At 71.6% G+C, this 23075-nt stretch carries 18 protein-coding genes; 8 read left to right on the top strand and 10 right to left on the bottom strand.

Annotated elements, in window-relative coordinates:
• Window positions 1-154: 154 nt before the first annotated feature.
• The 3 genes from AOQ37_RS26725 to AOQ37_RS26735 form a co-directional block, all read right to left on the bottom strand.
• The gene (locus AOQ37_RS26725; protein WP_062647671.1) at window positions 155-1057 is read right to left on the bottom strand and encodes a sugar ABC transporter permease; all 903 of its coding nucleotides are present in this window, start codon (window positions 1055-1057) and stop codon (window positions 155-157) included.
• Window positions 1058-1070: 13 nt separating this feature from the next.
• Window positions 1071-2075 (bottom strand): carbohydrate ABC transporter permease, encoded by a 1005-nt coding sequence (locus tag AOQ37_RS26730; RefSeq protein ID WP_062647673.1) that lies wholly within the window; start codon window positions 2073-2075, stop codon window positions 1071-1073.
• 119 nt (window positions 2076-2194) lie between these two features.
• Complete coding sequence (locus tag AOQ37_RS26735; protein WP_062647675.1) at window positions 2195-3469, bottom strand: extracellular solute-binding protein; 1275 nt, start codon at window positions 3467-3469, stop codon at window positions 2195-2197.
• A gap of 398 nt (window positions 3470-3867) precedes the next feature.
• On the opposite strand from AOQ37_RS26735, the gene AOQ37_RS26740 reads away from it, so the two are divergent.
• Window positions 3868-4902 (top strand): LacI family DNA-binding transcriptional regulator, encoded by a 1035-nt coding sequence (locus tag AOQ37_RS26740; protein ID WP_062647677.1) that lies wholly within the window; start codon window positions 3868-3870, stop codon window positions 4900-4902.
• 131 nt (window positions 4903-5033) lie between these two features.
• Window positions 5034-5894, top strand: a complete 861-nt coding sequence (locus AOQ37_RS26745; RefSeq protein WP_062647881.1) for a phosphatase PAP2 family protein — start codon at window positions 5034-5036, stop codon at window positions 5892-5894.
• Between the two features lie 60 nt (window positions 5895-5954).
• Here AOQ37_RS26745 and AOQ37_RS26750 read toward each other — a convergent pair whose 3' ends face one another.
• The gene (locus tag AOQ37_RS26750) at window positions 5955-6266 is read right to left on the bottom strand and encodes a helix-turn-helix domain-containing protein (RefSeq protein ID WP_062647678.1); all 312 of its coding nucleotides are present in this window, start codon (window positions 6264-6266) and stop codon (window positions 5955-5957) included.
• Window positions 6267-6331: 65 nt separating this feature from the next.
• On the opposite strand from AOQ37_RS26750, the gene map reads away from it, so the two are divergent.
• Window positions 6332-7114 carry a type I methionyl aminopeptidase gene (gene map, locus AOQ37_RS26755; RefSeq protein WP_062647680.1) on the top strand — a complete coding sequence of 261 codons (783 nt, stop codon included), beginning with the start codon at window positions 6332-6334 and terminating at the stop codon, window positions 7112-7114.
• A gap of 115 nt (window positions 7115-7229) precedes the next feature.
• Here the strand turns inward: map and AOQ37_RS26760 are convergent, their stop codons facing one another.
• Together AOQ37_RS26760 and AOQ37_RS26765 are read right to left on the bottom strand one after the other, a co-directional pair.
• Complete coding sequence (locus AOQ37_RS26760) at window positions 7230-8804, bottom strand: amidohydrolase (protein WP_062647682.1); 1575 nt, start codon at window positions 8802-8804, stop codon at window positions 7230-7232.
• Entirely contained in the window at window positions 8801-10429 is a 1629-nt protein-coding gene (locus AOQ37_RS26765; RefSeq protein WP_078890364.1) for an APC family permease, read from the bottom strand. The genes AOQ37_RS26760 and AOQ37_RS26765 overlap by 4 nt, the downstream gene beginning before the upstream one ends.
• Window positions 10430-10616: 187 nt before the next feature.
• On the opposite strand from AOQ37_RS26765, the gene AOQ37_RS26770 reads away from it, so the two are divergent.
• Window positions 10617-11237: a TetR/AcrR family transcriptional regulator gene (locus AOQ37_RS26770; RefSeq protein WP_062647684.1), complete on the top strand. Its 621-nt coding sequence runs from the start codon at window positions 10617-10619 to the stop codon at window positions 11235-11237.
• A 245-nt stretch (window positions 11238-11482) separates the two neighbouring features.
• On the opposite strand, the gene AOQ37_RS26775 is transcribed toward AOQ37_RS26770, so the two are convergent.
• Window positions 11483-12376: a LysR family transcriptional regulator gene (locus AOQ37_RS26775; protein ID WP_062647686.1), complete on the bottom strand. Its 894-nt coding sequence runs from the start codon at window positions 12374-12376 to the stop codon at window positions 11483-11485.
• Between the two features lie 71 nt (window positions 12377-12447).
• Here AOQ37_RS26775 and AOQ37_RS26780 point away from each other — a divergent pair, with 71 nt between their 5' ends.
• Complete coding sequence (locus tag AOQ37_RS26780; RefSeq protein ID WP_234437006.1) at window positions 12448-13536, top strand: DMT family transporter; 1089 nt, start codon at window positions 12448-12450, stop codon at window positions 13534-13536.
• Window positions 13537-13626: 90 nt separating this feature from the next.
• Here the strand turns inward: AOQ37_RS26780 and AOQ37_RS26785 are convergent, their stop codons facing one another.
• Window positions 13627-16623 (bottom strand): bifunctional [glutamine synthetase] adenylyltransferase/[glutamine synthetase]-adenylyl-L-tyrosine phosphorylase, encoded by a 2997-nt coding sequence (locus tag AOQ37_RS26785; RefSeq protein ID WP_062647688.1) that lies wholly within the window; start codon window positions 16621-16623, stop codon window positions 13627-13629.
• Between the two features lie 196 nt (window positions 16624-16819).
• Between AOQ37_RS26785 and AOQ37_RS26790 the strand changes: the two genes are divergently transcribed.
• Window positions 16820-17254, top strand: a complete 435-nt coding sequence (locus tag AOQ37_RS26790) for a VOC family protein (RefSeq protein ID WP_062647690.1) — start codon at window positions 16820-16822, stop codon at window positions 17252-17254.
• Window positions 17255-17430: 176 nt separating this feature from the next.
• Here AOQ37_RS26790 and glnA2 read toward each other — a convergent pair whose 3' ends face one another.
• The gene (gene glnA2 / locus AOQ37_RS26795) at window positions 17431-18792 is read right to left on the bottom strand and encodes a gamma-glutamylpolyamine synthetase GlnA2 (protein ID WP_020126756.1); all 1362 of its coding nucleotides are present in this window, start codon (window positions 18790-18792) and stop codon (window positions 17431-17433) included.
• 332 nt (window positions 18793-19124) lie between these two features.
• On the opposite strand from glnA2, the gene AOQ37_RS26800 reads away from it, so the two are divergent.
• Complete coding sequence (locus AOQ37_RS26800; protein WP_062647692.1) at window positions 19125-20348, top strand: globin domain-containing protein; 1224 nt, start codon at window positions 19125-19127, stop codon at window positions 20346-20348.
• 100 nt (window positions 20349-20448) lie between these two features.
• Here AOQ37_RS26800 and AOQ37_RS26805 read toward each other — a convergent pair whose 3' ends face one another.
• Window positions 20449-21744 carry a PucR family transcriptional regulator gene (locus AOQ37_RS26805; RefSeq protein ID WP_199825087.1) on the bottom strand — a complete coding sequence of 432 codons (1296 nt, stop codon included), beginning with the start codon at window positions 21742-21744 and terminating at the stop codon, window positions 20449-20451.
• A 396-nt stretch (window positions 21745-22140) separates the two neighbouring features.
• Here AOQ37_RS26805 and AOQ37_RS26810 point away from each other — a divergent pair, with 396 nt between their 5' ends.
• On the top strand, window positions 22141-23013 hold the full coding sequence (locus AOQ37_RS26810) for a DUF4394 domain-containing protein (RefSeq protein ID WP_062647696.1): 873 nt from the start codon (window positions 22141-22143) through the stop codon (window positions 23011-23013).
• The last annotated feature ends 62 nt before the right edge of the window (window positions 23014-23075 follow it).

Consider the following 23075-nt stretch of genomic DNA (forward strand, 5'->3'; position numbering starts at 1 on the left):
CATGGGGTGTTGGGGCTCGCTTCGGTTTCGAGGGCGACTGGTCGAGGCGAGTCGATGAGACGGTCGGATGAGGCGGCCGCGGTGCCGGCGGGGTCGGATGGACACCGCGGCCGCCACCCGCGCTCCTTGCGGGGCGCGGGAGTCTCGTACGGGCTCAGCCCTTCGTGCCGCCCGCGGTGAGACCGGTCACCAGGTTCTTCTGCACGAGGTAGAAGAACACGGCGGCGGGTATCGCGATCAGCACGGCCGTGGCGGCCATGAGGTTGCGCTGGGCGTCGTGCTCGCTGACGAAGGACTGGAGACCTACGGCGAGGGTGTACTTGTCGTCGCTGAGCATGAACGTCGACGCGAAGGCGACCTCACTGAACGCGGTGAGGAAGTTGTAGAAGGCGGCCACCGCGAGACCCGGCTTGGCGAGCGGCAGGATCAGCCGGAAGAAGGTGCCGAACGGGGTGAGCCCGTCCACGCGTCCCGCCTCGTCGATCTCGAAGGGGATGGTGTCGAAGTACCCCTTGAGCAGCCAGGCGCTGTACGGGATGACCGTCGTGCAGTAGACGAGGATCAGACCGAAGTAGTTGTCGATGAGCTGGAGGTCCGAGAGGATCTGGTACATCGGCACCATCAGCACGGCGACCGGGAACATCTGGGTGACCAGCAGGACCCACATGAACTTCTTGTAGCCGGGGAAGCGCATCCGGGAGACGGCGTAGCCGGTGGTCGCCGCGATGAGCACACCGATGGCCGTGGTGCCCAGGGTGACGACGAGGGAGCTCTTCAGCCAGTCGAAGAACTGGGTGTGCTGGAGGACGAACGTGTAGTTGTCGAACGTCATCTTGTCCCAGATGCCGCCCGGGTGCAGATAGTCGTCCGTGTCCGGGCCGAGGGACAGATAGACCAGCCAGGCGATCGGGAAGAGCGCGATGACGCTCGCGACGATCAGGACGCCGTGCGAGGCGAGGGAGCCGGCGAGGGTGTTCTCGCCCCGGCGCCGGACGCGCGGGGTCCTGGAACGCTGCTCGCTCACGGGGGCGGAGGTCTCGGCGGTGGTGCTACTCATGGGAACTCCTGCCTCAGATCGCGAGCTGCTGCTCGTTGCGGTTCAGCCAGCGGCGGTAGAACGAGGTGAAGACGATCAGGATGGCCAGCAGCAGGATGCCGTAGGCGGCGGACTGGGCGAAGTCACGCGGCTGCTGTCCGAAGCCGAGGTAGTACGCCCAGGTGACGAGGATCTGCGCGTCGGGCGCCGTGTTGCCGAACAGCAGGAAGATCACCGCGAACTGGTTGAAGGTCCAGATGATGCCCAGCAGGACCACGGTGGAGCTGACGGACCGCAGGCCCGGCAGGGTGACGTACCGGAAGCGCTGCCAGGCGCTGGCGCCGTCCATCTCGGCGGCCTCGTAGAGAGAGGCGTCGATCGCCTGGAGACCGCCGAGCAGCGAGATCATCATGAACGGCACGCCGCACCAGGTGTTGACCATGATCGCGGCGAAGCGCTGCCAGAAGGTGTCCTCGAGCCACAGCGGCGAGGGCAGATGCAGGGCGTCGAGCGCGGAGTTGATGATGCCGCCGTCGGCGAGCATGAACCGCCAGCCGAAGACGGTGACGAAGGTGGGCACGGCCCACGGCAGCACCAGGATCAGCCGGTACAGGGTCCGCCCGCGCAGCTTCTGGTTGAGCAGGAGCGCGAGGCCCAGTCCGATGCCGTAGTGCAGGGCGACACAGGCCGCCGTCCAGACGATCGTCCAGATGAAGTGCGACCAGAAGCGGTCGTAGGCCGTCGGTCCCCAGAGGATGTCGGCGTAGTTGTCGAGGCCGATGAACTTGTAGGTGGCGTCGATGTGGTTGACGCCGATCGTGCGCGCGGTGTTCAGGCTGTTGGCGTCGGTCAGCGTCAGGTACAGGCCGTACACCAGGGGGTACAGCACGAGCACACCGAGGACGACCGCCACCGGGGCGATCATGGCGTACGCGTACCAGTGCTTCTGGTAGCCGCGCCTCAGGCGCCCGGCCGGCCCGGGCTTCGGCTCACGGTCACCGCGGCGCTTGCCGGTCGCGCGGTCGATGGCGACTGTCATGGGTTCGACACCTTCTGGATCTTCACGCTGGATCGTCGAGGGGGGTGGTACGGCTCACCGGCCGGTGGCCGCCGGATCTCTCCCCCCAGGTGTACGGGAGATCCGGCGGCCACTCGGGCTCACTTGCTGAAGTCCGGCACCAGCTTGGCGATGGCGGTCTCAGCGGTGCTCAGGCCCTTGTCGAGGGTCTCCTTGCCGCCCGCGATCTTGGGCAGTTCGGTGTCGAGCGGGCCCCACAGGGAGCTGTACTCCGGCAGCGCCGGGCGCGGCTGGGCGGCCGACAGGACCGTCTGGTAGCCGGCGATGCCCGGGTCGGCCTTGACGGCGGCGGTGTAGGCGTCGTCGCGCGTCGGCAGCGTGGAGTTCTTCTGGGCGATGGTCGCCTGGCTCGACGCGGAGGTCATGAAGTTGACGAACTTCAGCGCGGCGGCCTGGTGGGCCTTGTCCGAACCGGCGTAGACCGACAGGTTGTGGCCGCCGGTCGGGGCGCCCGCCTTGCCGGTGGAACCGGCCGGGACGGTGGCGATGCCGAGGTTGTTCTTGTCCGTGAAGGCGGTGCCCTTGTAGAAGTTCGTGATCTCCCACGGGCCCTGGACGATCGCGGCGACCTTGCCGTTGACGAAGGCGTCCTGGATGTGGGCGTACGCGTCGGCGGTGGTGTCGGCCTTGTGCAGGCCCTTGCCGTCGAAGAGGCCCAGCCAGGCGCCGTACGCCTTCTGGGCGGCCGGGGAGTTGACGGTGATCTTCTTGGCGTCGGCGTCGACGGTGTCGGTGCCCTCGCCGTACAGGAAGGACTGGGCGTAGTAGGCCTGGGTGGAGCCCCAGTAGCCGTCGACGCCGGTCTTGGCCTTGATCGTGGCGGCGGCGGTCTTGAGGTCGTCCCAGGTCTTGGGGGCCTCGGTGATGCCGGCCTTCGTGAAGAGCGCCTTGTTGTAGACCAGCGCGAGCGTGTCCGTGACGATCGGCACGCCGTACGTCTTGCCCTCGTACTTGGCCTGCTCGATCAGGTTCGACTTGAACTTGGCCTGGTCCTTGAGGGCCTCGGTGCCGTCCAGCGGCAGGAAGAAGCCCTTCTTGGCGAAGGCGGGGGTCCAGCCGACCTCGGAGCGCAGCACGTCCGGGGCACCGGAGGCGCCGGCGGCCGTGTCGAACTTGTTCTGCGCCTGGTCGAAGGGCACGTTGACGTACTTGACCTTGACGTCCTTGTTGGCGGCCTCGAACTGCTTGACCAGGGCCTGGTACGTCGGCGCCTCATTGGTGGCGTTGGAGGTGTCCCACCAGGTGATGGTGACCGGCCCGGACGAGTTGTCGCTGCCGCTGTCGTCCCCGCCGCAGGCCGTCGCCGCGAGGGCGAAGGACGCCACCAGCGCGGTGGCCGCTATGCCACGCCGCATGAGTTTCTCCTTGAGGGTGAGAGCCCGTTTAGCTACAGGAAGCGGTCCCGTCCGCTGTCCTGCCGACTCCGACCGCGCCGTTGCTGCCGTCGGGCGACGTGAACGTAACAGCGATGTAAGCGGCACGAAAGACCTTGCAGAAAAAAAGTGCAAGACATCACCGAAGTTATCCGCGCGTGATCCCTGCGTGACCTCCCCTCGACCGCTGTGAGACCGTAGTTGTCGCGGTTGAGGGGCCTCGCAGCGAGGCACGGCGCCGCTGTGCAAGACTCTGCAAGCTCTTGCCATCACTTTCATGAGGGAGCGCGATGACGCAGCAGCCCGCGGGCCGTTCACCAGGTCGCCCACGGCGTCCGATCGGTGTGCAAGTCAGCACCCGACCGGTACAGTCCACCCCTGTGACCACACGGCTTGCCGACATCGCTGCGCAGGCGGGGGTGAGCGAAGCGACCGTCAGCCGCGTTCTCAACGGCAAGCCCGGTGTCGCCGCCACCACCCGTCAGTCCGTGCTCGCCGCTCTGGACGTCCTGGGCTACGAGCGCCCTGTCCGGCTGCGCCAGCGCAGCGCCGGTCTGGTCGGCCTCATCACCCCGGAGCTGGAGAACCCGATATTCCCGGCCCTGGCCCAGGTCATCGGCCAGGCGCTGACCCGCCAGGGGTACACCCCCGTCCTCGCCACCCAGACCCCGGGCGGCTCCACGGAGGACGAACTGACCGAGATGCTGGTCGACCGCGGGGTCGCCGGCATCATCTACGTCTCGGGCCTGCACGCGGACACCACGGCCGACATGCAGCGCTACGAGCAGCTGCGGGCGCAGGGCGTCCCCTTCGTGCTGGTGGACGGCTTCTCCCCGAAGGTCCAGGCACCGTTCATCTCGCCCGACGACCGGGCGGCGATGAACCTGGCGGTCACCCACCTCGTGTCGCTCGGCCACACCCGGGTGGGGCTGGCGCTCGGCCCCAAGCGGTTCGTGCCGGTCCAGCGCAAGATCGAGGGCTTCGTCCGGACGATCCAGGAGCAACTGGGCCTCGACCCCGAGACGATCGAGACCGAGCTGGTCCAGCACTCCCTCTACACCCTCGAGGGCGGCCAGGCGGCGACCACGGCCCTGATCGACCGGGGCTGTACGGCGATCGTCTGCGCCAGCGACATGATGGCGCTGGGCGCGATACGCGCGGCCAGGCAGCGCGGTCTCGCGGTGCCGCAGGACATCTCGGTGGTCGGTTTCGACGACTCCCCGCTGATCGCCTTCACGGACCCGCCCCTGACCACCGTCCGCAAGCCGGTCCCCGCGATGGGCCAGGCCGCCGTCCGCACCCTCCTGGAGGAGATCGGCGGGACCCCGGCACCGCACAGCGAGTTCGTGTTCATGCCGGAACTGGTGGTGCGCGGTTCGACCGCTTCGGCTCCCGGGGACCGGAATCGTCCGTAGGGCGGAGGCGTCCGGGCTCCGCCCGGTACGACGGCAGTAGGCGTCGCGGTCCGGCCGTCGTACGAAGTGCGAGCCGAACCCGCCCGAGGGATGATCGGGCCAAGAAGCCTTTTCTGGCAGACTTCATGTCCATGGGTGAACCGACTGTGACGCCGCTGGAAGGCCGTGACCAGGCCCTTCCAGACCCCGTCACGGCCGCGCCCCGCCGACGCCGCCTCGACCGGCTGCGCAGCCCCCGTCGCCCCCGCCTCTGGTTCGAGATCCTGCTCGTCGCGGTGAGTTACTGGACGTACTCGCTGGTGCGCAACGCGGTCCCCGAGCAGCGCGCCGAGGCGCTGCGCAACGCCGACTGGATCTGGCGCCTGGAGCACAGCCTCGGCCTCGCCGTGGAGGAGTCGGTCAACCACGGGGTCAACTCGGTGACCTGGCTCATCGTGAGCATGAACTACTACTACGCGACGCTGCACTTCATCGTCACGCTGGCCGTCCTGGTGTGGCTCTACCGCAGTCACCCGGGGCGCTACGCGGCGACGCGCCTGGTGCTCTTCGCCACCACGGCCGTGGCCCTGGTCGGCTACTACCTGTATCCGCTGGCGCCACCGCGGCTGATGCCGGGCGGTGACTTCGTCGACACGGTGATGGTCCACCAGACCTGGGGGTCGATGGCGTCCGGCGACCTCAAACACATGTCGAACCAGTACGCGGCGATGCCGTCCATGCACATCGGCTGGTCCCTGTGGTGCGGCCTGACGGTGTTCGCGCTGGCCAAGCTGCCCTGGGTGCGCATCCTCGGCCTGCTCTACCCGACGGCGACCCTGGTGGTGATCGTCGCGACGGCCAACCACTTCTGGCTGGACGCCGTGGGCGGCGTCATCTGCCTGGCCTTCGGCTTCGCGGTGGCCCGTGTCTGGTACGGGACCCTGCCGTACGCCCTGCCGAGGCGCGTGCCGCCGAAGGGGCAGCGCGGTCCCCTGCTCCCCACGAAGGCCTGACCACCGGCATCACCGACGGCCGAGTCCGCCGGCTCGTGCGTACCGGATGCGGAGCGGGTGTCACGAGACCAGCGAGGGACGCCGGGCGACCGGCAGGGCCGACCGGTCCTCGGCGGTCCGCTCCGCCCGATCGGTCTCGATCTCGGCACAGACGGCGTCGAGGGACAGGCCGAGGGTGTCGGCGATCGCCGCGATGGTCGGGAAGGCGGGGGTGGCCACACGGCCGGATTCGATCTTCCGCAGGGTTTCCGGCGAGATGCGGGAAGCGAGCGCCACGTCCGGCATCGAGCGGTGGCCCCGGGCTCGGCGGAGCAGAGCGCCGAGGCGCTGTCCGCGTTCTACCTCGGCGGGGGTGAGCGGCAACCTGACCATGACCCCATTCTAATACCGGTACAGTTTGACCGGGATGATTATTGGAAGCACATGAGAGGTCCCCCATGATCGAGATCCTGAACTCCGCGCGGCTCGAACGAGCGAGGGACACCGGCGCCCTGGTCGGAGACATCCTGCACACGCTGAGGCAGCGCAGCACGGTCGGGACGAACCTGCTGGACATCGACCAGTGGGCCAAGGAGATGATCACCGAGGCGGGAGCGCAGTCCTGCTACGTCGACTACGCGCCGTCCTTCGGGCGCGGCCCGTTCGGGCACTACATCTGCACCGCCGTCAACGACGCGGTGCTGCACGGGCGGCCTCACCACTACACGCTGGCGGACGGGGATCTGCTGACCCTCGACCTCGCCGTCGCCAGGGGCGGGGTGGCCGCGGACGCCGCGATCAGCTTTCTGGTGGGCGGAGCCAGGCCCGCGGAGAGCGTCGCGATGATCGAGACGACCGAACGCGCACTCGCCGCCGGCATCGCCGCCGCCAGGCCCGGCGCGCGCATCGGCGACCTCTCCCACGCCATCGGCACGGTTCTCAGCGAGGCGGGCTACCCGATCAACACCGAGTTCGGCGGCCACGGCATCGGCTCGACCATGCACCAGGACCCCCACATCGCGAACACCGGACGGCCGGGCCGCGGATACACGCTGCGCCCCGGACTGCTGCTCGCCCTGGAGCCCTGGGTCATGGACGACACCGCCGCACTCGTCACCGACGCCGACGGCTGGACCCTGCGCAGCGCGACAGGCTGCCGGACCGCGCACAGCGAGCACACCATCGCCATCACCGACGACGGAGCCGAAATCCTCACCCTGCCGACGCGGGCACGACCGTAAGAGGGCGCTCTCGGGTGCGTGTTTCTGATCTCCGGCGACCGTCATCGGGGAGACCGGCCCTCGACGGCCTCACGGCATCACCGACCCGGACCCCGGCGGCCCCATCGCCCGGCGCTCAGGGCTCTCCCCTGTGCACCACGTGTCCCCCTGTCACCGTGAGCCGCACCGGGGCCCCGGTCAGCTCGTCCGCCGGAGCCGCGACCGGGTCGAGACCGAATGCGGTGAGGTCGGCCCGCAGGCCCACGGCGATCCGGCCCGCGGACCCGCTCTCGCCCGCGGCCCGGGCCGCATGCGTGGTGCAGCCCTCCAACGCCTCGATCCCGGTGAGCCCGGCCCGCGCCGAGGCCGCGCCCCGGGGCGCGCGGGCGTCGGCCAGCACGCCCCGCACGTCGTACGCGGCGATGGGCCAGTCCGAACCCAGGGCGACCGTCGCCCCGGCGTCCCGCAGGTCCCGCAGCCGCCAGGCCCGCCCCGCCCGGCCCGCGCCCAGCCGCCGGGACCACTCGTCGGTGCCGTCGGCCCGGGTGTACGCGGTGTGCGGCGGCTGCATCGACGCCGCCACGCCCAGCTCGGCGAACCTCGGCAACTGGGCGTCCGGCACGGTCTCGACGTGCTCGATCCGGTGCCGTCCCCGGCCGCCCTCCCCGAGCCCGGCCACCACGTCGAGCACATGCCGGACGGCCGCGTCCCCGATGGCGTGGGTGGCGGTCCGCACACCGGCCGTGTGCAGGTGCCGTACGGCGGCGGCGTAGGCGTCGGGGTCCGGCCAGAACGCCGCCGTTCCCTGTCCGTGGCAGTCCGCGTGCTCCAGCCAGGCGGTGCCGCCCTCCACCGTCCCGTCCATGAAGAACTTGACCCCGTCGACCACCCAGTGCCGCCCGCCCCGCCCCTGCCGGGCGACGAGCTGCGCGAGGCCGGCCTCGTCGACCCCCGGCATGCACCAGGGCGCGAAGCGCAGCCGGAGCGGCAGGACGGTCTCCCGGGCCACCGCCGCGACGAGCTCCGCGTCCCCGGCGTCCATGACGTGCGCACCGGTGAGGCCGGTGGCCGCCATCGCGGAGAGCAGCTCGACCAGCCGCGCCCGCCGGGCGGCGTCGGAGGCCCGGGGCGCGGCCGTCGCGACCAGGTCCATCGCGGCCTGCTCGACGAGGTGCCCGGTGGGCCGTCCGCCCGCGTCGCAGACCACCTCCGAGCGCTGGGCGAAGGTCCGTGCCCCGGTCACCCCCGCCTCGGCGAGCGCCGCGCCGCTGGCGAGCGCGGAGTGCCCGTCGTACAGCCGCAGAAAGGCCGGCGCGCCCCCGAGCACGTCCTCCACGAGCGCCCGGTCTACGGGCCGTCCCTCGAACGCGTTGTGGTCGAGCCCGTAGCCGACCACCCACCCGTCGGTCCGCTCGGCACCGGCGAGCGCCGACCGCAGCCCCGCCAGGTCCGTGACACCCGACAGATCCACGCCGGTGGCCATGTCCAGCCCCCACACGGGATGGCTGTGCGCGTCCACCAGGCCGGGCACGAGATGCGCGCCCGCCAGCGGGACGACCTCGGTGCCCGGCCCGCGCCAGTCGCGGACGTCGCTCTCGTCGCCGACCGCCGCGATTCTCCCGTCGCGCACGGCGACGGCGGTGGCGTACGGCCGGGCGGGGTCGAGGGTACGGACCTCGGCACCGGCGAGGATCAGGTCGGGGGCGGTCATGACTCGGTGAACTCCTTCGCGACGGGGGACGGTTCGGCGGACGCTTCGACCGCTGGGGCGGATCCGACCGGCTCGGCGAGATGGGCGGGATCGGTGGGATCGGTGGACTTGGCGGGATCGGTGGACTTGGCGGGATCGGTGGATTCCACCGGTTCGACAGGCTCGATCGGTTCGACCGTTTCGACCGGTTCGGCGGCGAAGTTCGCGTAGACGAGGGGGCGTTCGCGGCGCAGCCACCACGCCAGGGCGAGCCCGACGACGAACACGGCGGGCGCCAGCGCGACCAGGACGGTGTCGACCGCGCTGGAAGCCCCGGTGAACAGGTCGATATGGGTGACGACGAGCCCTATCGCGGTGGCGAGCAGCCCGGCGGCGACGACCGGGGCGACGACCGTGCGCAGCACGCCCTCCTGGTGAGGCACCCGCCGGAAGTAGCAGGGCACGGCGATCGCGGCGAGCAGCTGGAGCACGAACAGCCCGATCATTCCCGGGGTGTTGACCCACAGCAGCAACTGCGCGTACGGATCGGCGCCCGCCGCCCAGAACGCGAGCACGACCACCGCGCCGAGCACGGTCTGCGCGACACCCGCCGCGTACGGGGAACGGTGCCGGCGGTGGATCCGCCCCAGCACCCCGGGCAGGACGCCCTCCTCGGCGAGGGCGAGGGCGTACCGGTTGATGGCGTTGTGGAAGGCGAGGAGCGAGGCGATGACGCTGGTGACGATGAAGACGTGCATGAGGTCGGCCGCCCAGCCGCCGACGTAGGTGGTGATGGCGGAGAAGAAGAGCCCGCCGGGATCCTCGGCGGCGGCCGCGATCACCTCGTCGTTCCCGAAGGCCTGGATGACGATCCACACGACGAAGGCGTAGAAGAGCCCGAGGAAGGCGACGGCCGCGTAGGTGGCGCGCGGCACCGTACGCTCGGGATCACGGGCCTCACGGCGGTAGATGACGGTCGACTCGAAGCCGGTGAAAGCGGCGAAGGCGAAAGCCAGGACGACGGCCGTACCGGACACGAACACGTTGTCCGGGGCGAACGACGTCCCCGACAGCCCGTGCGCGCCACCCTCGACCAGCACACCTCCCGCGAGCAGCACCAGGATCCCGGTCTCGGCGACGAGCAGGACACCGAGCAGCTTGGCGCCGAACTCGACGGAACGGTAGCCGCCGTAGCCGATGACCAGCAGACCGGCCAGGGCGATCGGCAGCCAGGGGACGTCGACGCCGAGGATCGCCTGCGCGGTGTCCCGGCCGGCGGTGCCGAGAAGGCCGTAGACGCCGATCTCCATGCCGTTGTAGCCGATCAGCGCGAGCAGCGCGGCGCCGATGCCGACGGGCCGGCCGAGACCGCGGGTGATGTACGCGTAGAACGCGCCGGCGCTCCTCACATGGCGGCTCATGGTGGTGAAGCCGACGGCGAAGACGGCGAGGGTGATGCCGGCGAGGAGGTAGCCGGCCGGGGCGCCGATGCCGCCGAGCAGGATCGCGAGCGGGGCGACGCCGGCCATGACGGTGAGCGGGGCGGCTGCGGAGACGACGAAGAAGGCGATGTCGGCGGTGCCGAGCGAACCGGAGCGGAGGGTCGCCGCGGGGGGCGGCGTCCGCTCGAGGGTGGGGTCGGACATGGGGAGCCCTTCGAGCGCGGCGGGACGGGAGGGTTCCGGGCGTGCGGGATGACCGGCGTTTCTCGGGGCCGACCTGGCCGGAAGGCCGCCCCGGACCCGTAAATCTAAAGGCTTTCGGTTTCGGCAATGTAGCCTCCTCCTGGGAATCCGGGAAGCCCTTCTCGGACCCTCAGGGGAGATCACATCCATGGGACGGCCGCGCACACCGCTTCTCGACCGCGAGCGCATCACCTCGACCGCTTTGCAACTCGTCGACGAACAGGGTGACTTCAGCGTCCCGCAGATCGCGAAGCGGCTCGGGGTGCAGACCGGTTCGGTGTACCACCATGTGGACGGCCGGGACGGCATCGTGGAACTCCTGCGGGAGCGGGTCTCGGCCGCGATCGACCCGACGACCCTGGACGCCGCCCCGTGGGACGCCGCCCTGGAGTCCTGGGCCCGCTCCTACCGGGCCGCGTTCGCCGCGCACCCCCGGACGATCCCGCTCCTGATGACCTCACCCGTCCGGGCGCCCCGTGTCCTGGAGCAGTACGAACGGGCGGTGACCCTGCTGCTGGACGCGGGTTTCGCACCGCGCTCGGTGATGCCGCTGATCATCGCCCTGGAGAACCTGGTGCTGGGCTCGGCCCTGGACCTGGCGGCCCCCGAGACGATGTGGGAGCTGACCGAGGAGGGCGCCACCCCGCACCTGGCCGAGGCGCTGGCCGCGGTGCCCGAGGGCCGCGCGGACCAGGCCTTCGAGGTGGGCCTGACGGGCCTCATGAACCACGCACGGACCTTGCGGCCAGCCGCGACCGGGACGGCTTAGCCCCGAGGGGCGCGGACCGGTGAGTGTGCCGGTACCACGCTGGACCGAAGCGGGGCCGGTATGGGGCGGGTGGGCGTTACGCGCGGGTCGGTCGGTGCGGAGCGGGGCGGGGCGGGGCGGTGTGGGGCGGGTGGGCGTCACGCGCGGGTCGGTGCGGAGCGGGGCGGGGCGGTGTGGGGCGGTGCGGTGCGGGGCCGGTGCCGCGTGCGGGCCGGTGGGGTGCGGGGCCGGTGGCCGGCCGGGTCTCACGTGTTCGCGGCGCTCCTCAGTGCGTCGATGAACGCGTCCAGCGCGGGCTGCGCGGGCGCCGTCTCCCGGATCACCGCCTGGATGGCACGCACCGGCACCGGATCGCGCACCTCGCGCACGACGATCCCCGGATGGCGGCTGCCGAGCCCCAGCCGGGGCACCAGGCTCACGCCCAGTCCGGCGGCGACGAACCCCTGGGCGGTCACGTAGTCCTCGCTCTGCACCGCGAACCGGGGCCGGAACCCGACCGCCGCGCACGCGTCGAGCTGGGCGTCGAGACAGGGCCCCGGCCACTCGCTGCCCACGAATGCCTCCTCGGCCAGCTCCGCCAGCCGCAGACTCCGCCGCCCGGCGAGCCGGTGGCCGCGCGGCAGGACGGCGAGATAGGGATCGTCGAGCAGGTGCAGCAGCCGTACCCCGCCGTCCTGCCGCCCCTCCCCGCCCACCAGCAGCGCCAGATCGGCCCGCCCTTCCCGCACCTGCGCCACCGGGTCCTCGGGATCGACGGTCAGACCCAGCTCGATCCGGACGCCGGGATGATCCTCCCGCAGGCGTGCCACGGCCGGGGCCACCAGCCCGGCTCCCGCGGTGGCGAAGTACCGCACCGCCAGCAGTCCCGTCCGCCCGGCGAGCAGGTCGGCGAGCGCCGTCTCGGCCTCGGCGACCTGCCGTCCGATGGCATCCGCGTACTCGGTGAGCAGCAGTCCGGCGGCGGTGGGCCGCACTCCCCGCCCGACCCGCTCCAGCAACGCGGCCCCCGCCTCCTTCTCCAGGGCGGCGATCTGCTGGCTGACGGCGGACGGCGTGTACCCCAGCGCGGCCGCCGCCCCCGTCACCGATCCGTTCCCCACGACCGCCCGCAACACCTGCATCCGCCGCACATCAAGCATGCAGGTCAGCTTAACGAATCATCCAGAACATTTCACTTGTCCTCACAGGTCTGGCGGGCGACCGTGGAGCCATGCCCCTCGCCTCCACGCTCCGCATGGCCGCGCTCGCCCTCTTCTGGGGCTCCGGCTTCCTCTGGATCAAGCTGGCCCTGACCCACGGGCTGACCCCCGCCCAGATCACCATCGCCCGGTGCGCCCTGGGCACGGCCGTCCTCCTTCTCCTGGCGCGCCGGGCGGGCCAGCGCCTTCCCCGCTCCAGGGCCGCGTGGGGCCGTCTCGCCATCGCCGCCCTGTTCTGCAACGCGCTGCCGTTCGCCCTCTTCGCCTTGGGCGAGCAGCACCTCGACTCGGGCATCGCGGGCGTCCTCAACGCCACGACTCCCCTGTGGTCCCTGCTCATCGGCATCGGGCTGGGCACGGACCGGGCCCTGCACCCCGTACGCCTGACCGGCCTGGTCCTGGGCTTCGCCGGTACGGTCCTGATCTTCGCCCCCTGGCAGCAGGAGGGCCTGCTCAGCCTGCCCGCCCTGTACCTGCTGGGCGCGGCGGCGAGTTACGCGGTGGCCTTCGCCTACATGGCCCGGCACCTGACGGCCTCCGGGGCGCCCATGGCCATGTCGGCGGCCCAGCTCCTCACCGCCACGGCCTGGAGCACCCTGGCCCTCCCCGCGGCCGGCCCCTTCCGTCCGGACGTCACCGCACTGCTCGCCGTCACCGCGCTGGGCGTCCTCGGCACGGGCGTGACCTTCTACCTCAACTACCGTCTGATCGCGGACGAGGGGCCCACGACGGCGGCGACGGTCGGCTATCTGCTGCCGGTCGTGTCGGTCGCACTGGGCGCGGCGGTCCTCGACGAGCAGATAGGCGGACGGGTCCTCGCGGGCATGGCGGTGGTGCTGGTCGGCGTCGGCCTCACCCGCAGGAACAAGGCGCCGAGGAAGCGCGCGCTGCCGGAGACACCGGGCCCGTCCGCGACGCACGGGCCGTCCGCGACGCGCGGGCCGGCGGAGACACCGGGCCCGTCCGAAACGCGCGGGCCGTCGCAGACGCACGAACCGTCGCAGACGCACGGACTGTCGGAAACGCGCGGGCCGTCGGAGAAGCGCGGCCCGTCGCAGACGCGGAGCGAGGGTGCGGCGCGAGCCGCCGTGCGCCCCTGACCCCGCCGACCCCGCCGACGCGGCCGACACCGCCGACGGCACTGACGCGACCCGCGTAACCCACGGCACCCACGGCACCCACGGCAGGTCCTAGCCGACGTAGAACAGCTCGTCCACCACGCCCCGGGCCCTGCGGGCGGTCCGGCGGTAGTCGTCGAGCATGTCGCCCACCCGTCCGGGCCCGTACCCCAAGTACCGCCCCACCGCGAGCAGTTCGCGCGGGTCGGACGGGAATGTGTCCCCGGCTCGTCCGCGCACCAGCATCACCGCGTTGCGCACCCGGGTCGCCAGCACCCACGCCTCGTCCAGCGTCGCCGCCTCCTCCTCCGGGACGAGGCCGGCGTCGCGCGCGGCGGCGAGGGCCTCACGGGTGCGGGTGGTCCGCAGCCCCGGATGCGTGGATCCGTGCCGCATCTGGACCAGTTGCACGGTCCACTCGACGTCGGACAGACCGCCCGGCCCGAGCTTGGTGTGCAGCTTCGGATCGGCGCCCCGGGGCATCCGCTCCGACTCCATCCGGGCCTTCAGCCGCCGGATCTCCCGTACCGCCTCCTCGCCGAGGCCGTCCGCCGGATAGCGCAGCGGGTCGATCAGCTTGATGAACCGACGCCCCAACTCCTCGTCCCCGGCGACGACTTCGGCCCGCAGCAGGGCCTGTGACTCCCAACCGAGCGACCAGCGCCGGTAGTAGGCCTCGTACGACTTCAACGTGCGTACCAGGGGGCCTGATTTGCCCTCCGGGCGCAGGTCGGCGTCGATCAGCAGCGGCGGGTCGGCGCTGGGGATCTGGAGCAGTCGGCGCATCTCGGAGACGACCTTGTTCGCGGCCTCCGAGGCCTCGCGCTCGTCGACGCCGTCCCGCGGCTCGTGCACGAACAGGACGTCGGCGTCGGAGCCGTAGCCCAGTTCATGGCCGCCGAAGCGGCCCATGCCGATGACGGTGAAGCGCGTCGGAAGGGTGTCGCCCCAGCCGTCGCGCACGACCGCGCGCAGCGTCCCGGCCAGCGTGGCGGCGGTGAGGTCGGAGACCGCCCCGCCCACCAGGTCCACGAGGGCGCCCTGATCCGCCTCGACCGGCTGGGCCTCCGTGCCGTAGGAGGCGACGATGTCGGCGGCGGACGTACGGAACAGCTCGCGCCTGCGGACCCCGCGCGCCGCGGTGACCGCCTGCACCACCCCGTCGGCCCGCCGCACAGCGGCGAGTATCTCCTGCTCCAACTGGGCCCGCCCGCGCGGCTCGAGCCCGCCGCCGTCCCCGTCGCCGAGCAGCGCCACCGCCTCCGGCGCCCGCAGCAGCAGATCGGGGGCGAGCCGCCCGGCGGACAGGACCCGGGCGAGGTTCTCCGCCGCGGCGCCCTCGTCCCGCAGCAACCGCAGGTACCAGGGTGTCTTGCCGAGCGCGTCCGACACCTTGCGGAAGTTGAGCAGCCCCGCGTCCGGGTCGGCGGAGTCCGCGAACCAGCCGAGCAGCACCGGCAGCAGGGTGCGCTGGATGGCCGCCTTGCGCGTGACGCCGGAGGCCAGCGCCTCCAGGTGGCGCAGTGCGGAGGCGGGGTCGGCGTACCCGAGTGCGACCAGCCGCTCACGGGCCGCCTTCGGGCTCAGCCTGGTCTCGCCGGGCGCGAGTTGGGCGACGGCGTCGAGCAGCGGCCGGTAGAACAGCTTCTCGTGCAGCCGCCGCACCACGGCGGCGTGCCGCTTCCACTCCTGGCCGAGCTCGGCGACCGGGTCGGCGCGCAGTCCGAGCGAGCGGCCCAGCCGCCGCAGGTCGGTCTCGGCCTCGGGGACCAGATGGGTCCGCCGCAGCCGGTAGAGCTGGATCCGGTGCTCCATGGACCGCAGGAACCGGTACGCGGCGTCCAGCTGCTCGGCGTCGGCGCGCCCGACGTATCCCCCGGCGGCGAGCGCCTGGAGGGCGTCGAGCGTGGTGCCGCTGCGCAGCGACGCGTCGGCCCGTCCGTGCACCAGCTGGAGGAGCTGCACGGCGAACTCGACGTCCCGCAGCCCGCCGGGCCCGAGCTTGAGTTCACGGTCGACCTCGGCGACGGGGATGTTCTCCACGACCCGCCGCCGCATCTTCTGCACGTCGACGACGAAGTTCTCCCGCTCGGCGGCCTGCCACACCAGGGGCCCGACGGCGGCGACGTACTCGGCCCCGAGCGCCAGGTCACCGGCCACCGGCCGCGCCTTCAGCAGGGCCTGGAACTCCCAGGTCTTGGCCCACCGCTGGTAGTAGGCGAGATGGCTGGACAGCGTCCGCACCAGTGGCCCGTTGCGTCCCTCGGGCCGCAGATTGGCGTCGACGGGCCAGATGGAGCCTTCCACGGTCGTCTCGGAACAGATCCGCATCAGGTGCGCGGCCAGTTTGGCGGCGGCCCGCAGCGCCTTGCCCTCGTCGGCCCCGTCGACGGCCTCCCCCACGAAGATCACGTCGACGTCGGACACGTAGTTCAGCTCGTGCCCGCCGCACTTGCCCATCGCGATGACGGCGAGCCGGCACAGCGCGGCGTCGTCCGGCGCGGCGGCCCGGGCGAGGTGCAGGGCGGCCCGCAGCGTGGCGGTGGCGAGGTCGGCCAGCTCGGCGGCGGTCTCGGCGAGCTCGGTCGTCCCGCACACGTCACGTGCCGCGATGGACAGCAGGCAGCGCCGGTAGGCGACGCGCAGCGACACCGGGTCCGTGGCCTCGGCCAGGCCGCGCTCGAACTCCTCCACCCCGGGATGCAGATCCCGCGGCTCGTACGTGACGAGGGCCTCCCAGTCCCGCGGATGCCGGGCGAGGTGGTCGGCGAGGGCGGCGGACGCCCCCAGCACCCCCAGCAGCCGGTCGCGCAGCGGCTTGGCCGCTATCAGCGTGTCGAGCAGCTCCCGGCGGGCGGTGGGACCGGGCTGGGCCTCCAGCAGCCGGACGAGGCCGTGCAGGGCGAGATCGGGATCGGCGGTGGCGCCGAGGGCCTCCAGCAGAAAGGGGTCGTTGCGCACCGGCGACAGCTCGGGACCGTCCAGGAGCCGCTCGGCGGCGGACGGGTCGGTGAAGCCGTGCCGCAGCAGCCGTGTGAAGGTGCTGCTCCTGCGCCCCGGCGCCATCATCCCCGGCCCTCCCTCGGATCAAGGTCGTACGCACCTGAGCGTAACCCGCGCCTTTCGGTGGCGCCCCGGGCCGGTTTCCGGTTCTGTGGTACTTCGGGTTCCGGAGGACGTCGGGTTCTTCGGGACCTCGCTCGCGCGGGACTTCGGTTCCGTGCGGAGCGACGGCCGTGACAACGGAGTCAGAGGGAGTCGAACGATGGACATGACCCTGGAAGTGATCCTGCTGCCGGTGTCCGACGTGGACCGGGCCAAGGAGTTCTACCGCGACAAGGTGGGCTTCCACGTCGACCTCGACGGCGAGGTCATGGAGGGCGTGCGCATCGTGCAGCTCACCCCGCCCGGCTCCGGCTGTTCGATCGCCCTGGTCGACGGCCTCCAGGTCCCGACCGGAACCCCGCGGCCGGGCACGTACCACGGCATGCAGCTGTGTGTGACGGACGCGAAGGCGGCGCACGAGGAGCTGACCGCCCGCGGTCTGGACGTCACCGAGCCCCAGCAGTTCGCGCCGCAGGACGGGGCGACCTTCATGTATTTCAAGGACCCCGACGGCAACGGCTGGGCGATCCAGGAGTACCGCCGCCGCGAGACGGAACCGCTGCACCAGGTCCTGGCACAACTGCGCGCCCAGTAGGACTCGGGCGGGAGCGGCGCGGCCACGCCGCCCGCTCCGCGGGCGCACGGACGCAGGGACGGACGGACGAGGAAGCGCTCCGGGTCGACAGCCCGCACGGCCATCGACCCGGAACACGCGTCTGCCCGGGACGCCCGTCCGCCCGGAACGCCCGTCGATCCAGGCGCCGGCCGCGCTTACAGCACCGGCAGGTTCTTGCGCAGCTCGAAGGCGGTGACCTCGCTGCGGTACTCCTCCCACTCCGCCTTCTTGTTGCGCAGGAAGAAGTCGAAGACGTGTTCGCCGAGGGTCTCGGCGACGAGGTCGCTGCGCTCCATCAGGCCCAGGGCCTCGCCGAGGTTCTGCGGGAGGGGCTCGATGCCCATCGCCCGGCGTTCGGCGTCGGACAGCGCCCAGACGTCGTCCTCGGCGCCCGGCGGAAGCTCGTAGCCCTCCTCGACGCCCTTGAGGCCCGCGGCGAGGAGCATGGCGTACGCCAGGTACGGGTTGGTGCCGGAGTCGAGGGAGCGGACCTCGATGCGCGCGGAGCCCGTCTTGCCGGGCTTGTACATCGGCACGCGGACCAGCGCGGAGCGGTTGTTGTGGCCCCAGCAGATGTAGGACGGCGCCTCGCCGCCCGCGCCGGCCGTGCGCTCGGAGCCGCCCCAGATGCGCTTGTAGGAGTTCACCCACTGGTTGGTGACGGCGGCGATCTCGGCGGCGTGCTTCAGCAGGCCGGCGATGAAGGACCGGCCGACCTTGGAGAGCTGGTACTCCGCACCCGACTCGTAGAACGCGTTGCGGTCGCCCTCGAAGAGGGAGAGGTGCGTGTGCATGCCGCTGCCGGGGTGCTCGGAGAACGGCTTCGGCATGAAGGTCGCCTGGACCCCCTGCTCCAGCGCGACCTGCTTCATGACCAGGCGGAACGTCATGATGTTGTCGGCCGTGGAGAGCGCGTCGGCGTAGCGCAGGTCGATCTCCTGCTGGCCCGGGGCGCCCTCGTGGTGGGAGAACTCGACCGAGATGCCCATCGACTCCAGCATGGTGATCGCCTGGCGGCGGAAGTCCATGCCCACGTTCTGCGGGGTGTGGTCGAAGTAGCCGGAGTTGTCGGCCGGGGTGGGGCGGGAGCCGTCGGTCGGCTTGTTCTTCAGCAGGAAGAACTCGATCTCGGGGTGGGTGTAGAAGGTGAAGCCCAGGTCGGAGGCGCGCGCCAGGGCCCGCTTGAGCACGTACCGGGGGTCCGCGAAGGACGGGGAGCCGTCCGGCATGAGGATGTCGCAGAACATGCGGGCGGTACCGGGGGCCTCCGCGCGCCAGGGCAGGACCTGGAAGGTCGACGGATCCGGCTTGGCGATCATGTCGGACTCGTAGACCCGGGCGAAGCCCTCGATCGCGGAGCCGTCGAAGCCGATGCCCTCGTCGAAGGCCTGTTCGAGCTCGGCCGGGGCCACGGCGACGGACTTGAGGAAGCCCAGCACGTCCGTGAACCACAGCCGTACGAACCGGATGTCGCGCTCCTCCAACGTCCGGAGCACGAACTCCTGCTGCTTGTCCATCTTCCGCTTCCCCATCCTTGCTGGTCAGGCCGCCTGTTTCCCGTCCCACGGAGAGGCGGTCGGGCACCCGAGCATCACACCACAACACCATTTCATGCGCGTTGCCGACCATGATCGCCTCGGCGACCCGGGCCTGAACGCCTCCCGTCCGGCAGATGTACCGCCTCGCGTCGGGCAGGTGTACTGCTCTGCCGCCCATCTTGCCTGCTCGCACCGACATCCGTAATGCCCCACCCCCTGCGTCCCACCCCGGCCATTTAATTTGCATCTCAGATGCAAGTTTAACTAGCGTGCGGGACAGCAGAACACCGAGTGAGCTTTGAGGAGCCCCGATGCTGTCCGAACAGTCCGCTGCCACCGTCCGCGCCACCCTCCCCGCCGTTGGCGCGGCCATCGGTGAGATCACCGAGCGCTTCTACGCCGGCCTCTTCGCGGCGCATCCGGAACTCCTGCGCGACCTGTTCAACCGCGGCAACCAGGCGGCGGGCACCCAGCGCCAGGCGCTGGCCGGATCCATCGCCGCCTTCGCCACCCGGCTCGTCCGGACCGCTCCCCAGGACTCGGAGGGTCGGGTCGCGAGCCGTCCGCAGGACCGCCCCGACGCGATGCTCACCCGAATCGCGCACAAGCACGCCTCCCTCGGCATCGCACCCGGGCAGTACGAGGTCGTCCACCAGCACCTCTTCGCCGCCATCGCCGAGGTCCTGGGCGAAGCGGTCACGCCCGAGGTCGCCGCGGCCTGGGACGAGGTCTACTGGCTGATGGCGAACGCGCTGATCGCGATCGAGCGCCGCCTGTACGAGGAGAGCGGCGGCGACGTGTGGCGCGAGTGGGAGGTCGTGGAACGCGTCCGGGAGACCGAGGACGTCGTCACCTTCGGCCTGCGCCCCGTGGACGGCGCCCCGGTACGGGACTTCCGCGCGGGCCAGTACGTGTCCGTCCGCGCGCAACTGCCCGACGGCGCCCGCCAGATACGGCAGTACAGCCTCTCCGGCGCACCCGGCGCCGACGTGCGCCGGATCAGCGTCAAGCGCGTGCCCGGCGGGGCGACGACACCCGAGGGCGAGGTCTCGAACCACCTGCACGCGCGCGTGCGGGAGGGCAGCGTGCTGGAGCTCTCCGAGCCGTACGGCGATCTCGTCCTCGACGACGCCCCGGGCACCCCGCTGCTGCTCGCCTCGGCCGGCATCGGTGTCACCCCGATCGTGGCGATGCTCGCCCACCTCGCCGCCACCGGCCACGACGCGCCGGTCACGGTCGTCCACGCCGACCGCTCCCCCGCGGACCACGCCCTGCGCACGGACCACGAGGCGTACGCCGCGAAGCTGCCGGACGCCTCCGTGCACCTCTGGTACGAGCGGGAGGCCCCGGCGCACGCCCGGACGGGCCTGGCCGACCTCTCGGACGTTCCCGTCGCACCCGGCACGCGCGCGTACCTGTGCGGACCGCTGCCGTTCATGCGGGCGGTGCGGGCCCAGCTGATCGAGAAGGGCGTCGCGCCCGCGGACGTGCACTACGAGGTGTTCGGCCCCGACCTGTGGCTGGCCCACGCCTGAGCCGGACGGCGGACCCGGCGGCGCACCCGCCGCGGGGCGGGCAGCGCGCCCGGACGGCGGTCGCGGCGGGGGTCGCCGTCCGGGGACGGCACGGTTCGGCTCAGGTCCACGCGCGCGACAGGCTCCGGGTGACGACCGAGCTGAGGATCCGTACACCGTGCGTCGAGGCCGGGTCGATGCCGGTGAGCTCCCGGACCCGGCGGAGGCGGTAGTCCAGGGTGCGCGGGTGGACGTTCAGGGCGGTCGCCGCTGAGCCGCGCTGCATGTCGTGGCGGTAGTAGGCGTCGAGGGTGACCAGCAGGTCCGGGCCCGGTCTCAGGCTCCGGGCCACCGTGCGGAGCCACGCGTCGACGAACGGCAGGTCCGCGACCGCGAGTTCGACGAATACGTCCGCGAGCGTGTGCGGCCGCAGCCGCGTCGACGCCCGCCGCAGCGGGGCCGCCCTGCTGACCCGCCGGGCCCTGTCCAGGGCCCGGGCGAGCTCGCCCAGCGGCGCGACGGCGGTACCGGCGGCGCAGGGCCGTCCGAGCGCCTCGGCGAAGTCCCGCAGGAGACCGGTGACAGGGTCCGGTAAGGGTTCCGGTACACGGCCCGGTACGAGGTCCGGCACCACGTCGGGACCGGGGGCTCCGAGGGCGCTGGGAACCAGGACGATCAGCTCCCCGTCCCCGCCCCTGTCCCCGGCCGCGCCCCTGTCCCCGCCCCCTCCCCTTTCCGCGCCTCCGGGCCCGCGTGCCGGGCACCAGGTGGCCGGTACCGCGTACGTCTTCACCAGGGCCTCGATCTCGTTCTCCAGGTCGCGATCACCTGCGGGGTGGTCCGGCACCCGGATCACCGTCACCGCGTAGGTGTCGGCCAGTTCCATGCCCGCGACCAGGGCCAGCTCCTCCGCCGCCGGGTCCTCGGCCAGCAGCGACCGGGCCAGCAGGGCGACCTGTTCGACCCAGGGCACCTGGCGCCGCATGACCGTCACGAAACCCTCGCGGTAGGCGCCGATGCCGCGCTCGCCCTGCGGGGCGAACCAGCCCATGATCCGCATGAGTTCCTCGACATGGCCGCCGCGCTGGGCTTCCGTCGCCTCGTTGATCTCGCGCAGCATGAGCGCGGTGTGCACACGCAGCATCCGCTGCCGCGAGTCCAGCGACATCCCCGACCCGGCCCGCGCCGCGCCCATCGACGCGATGTAACCGAGGTCCTCGTCGGTCAACCGGCCGTTCTCCGGAGCGAGTTCGATCGTGCGGCGCCGGAACCACACCGCGTAGTCCAGGGTCTCGTCCCTGGCCCGGGAGTTCAGCTCCAGGGACCCGAGTTCCGGAATCTCGCGCACATAAGTCTCCACCTCGCGGCGCGCGTTGACCGTCGCCTGCCGGGCCAGCTCGGCGAAGAGACTCACCATGAACGTGAGCATGCCATCGCCGCCGTGAGCGTCGACAGACGAAATCCGGACGGGCGTTTATCAATCCGGGTGAATTGATGAAGGATGTGCCGAGGTCGCGTTTGTCACCCTGCGCAAAGTTCCTGAATCCGGGCGTGCTTGTCGCCGGATCCGCTTGTGAGGGCGTCGCGGCCTGGGCTTAATGGGAACCGCGCAGCCGCCTGCGGAGGATCACGGATCACTTCGGTGCGGCGTGCGGCTCGACGCGTCGGAGGGCCCTGCCGACGCGGCTCTCGCGGTCCACGCATTCCATCGCTGTCCAGCGACGTCCCGAACGCCTTTGGCGCGCCGCCATTCCATGGGCATTCCGCCGCGGCGCGCGGAATCGACGTTCTTTCGAACGGGAGGAAGACACCTATGAAATCAGGCACGCGAAAGAGATGGGCGGCGACGGTCGCCATGATGTCCGCGGCGACCGCGCTCCTGGTCGGCGCGCCCGGCTCCGGCTCCGCCGCCACCGCCGTCCCCAGCCTGCGGGCCTTCGGGATCACCGGCGACGGGACCCTGATGGCCACCTTCACCACCGACAAGCCGCAGGTGCTCGACTGGGTCCGGCTCGTCACCGGGCTCAGTGGCGACACCAAGCTGCTCGGGATCGACCACCGGGTGCAGAACGGCCTCCTGTACGGCCTCGGCGACAAGGGCGGCATCTACACGATCAAAACCCCGCCGGCCACCACCGACGTCGTCGTCACCAAGGTCTCGCAGCTCCAGGTCGCGCTCTACGGCACGACCTTCGACATCGACTTCAACCCGGCGGCCGACCGGCTCCGGGTGATCAGCGACTACGGCCAGAACCTGCGGCACAACCTCAATGACCACACCACGGCCGCCGACACACCCCTGAACATCCCGCCGGCCACCACGGCGGTGCAGGGCGTGACCGCCGCCGGGTACACCAACAACGATCTGGTCGGGTCCACCGGGACGACCCTGGTCGACATCGACACGCTCAACGACCAGGTCGTCATCCAGTCGCCGCCCAACGAGGGCAACCTCGTCACGACCGGCCTGCTCGGCTTCGACGCCGGTCTCAACGCTGGCCTGGACATCTTCAGCTACCTGACCAACGGCAAGACGACGTCGTACGCGGCCTTCGCCACGCTCACGCCGTACGGCGCGAGCACGCCGTCGCTCTACGGCGTCGACATCCTCACCGGCGACACCACCTCCATCGGCCAGTTCCCGCTGAACATCACGGACCTGGCCATCACCATCTCCGGGACCTGAGCCCGCCCCGGACCGCTCGTCGGGCGCCCCGCCCCACGCCCCCGCGGGGCGGGGTGCGGGGC

The organism is Streptomyces maremycinicus, assembly GCF_001184025.1.
Lineage (GTDB): Bacteria > Actinomycetota > Actinomycetes > Streptomycetales > Streptomycetaceae > Streptomyces > Streptomyces maremycinicus.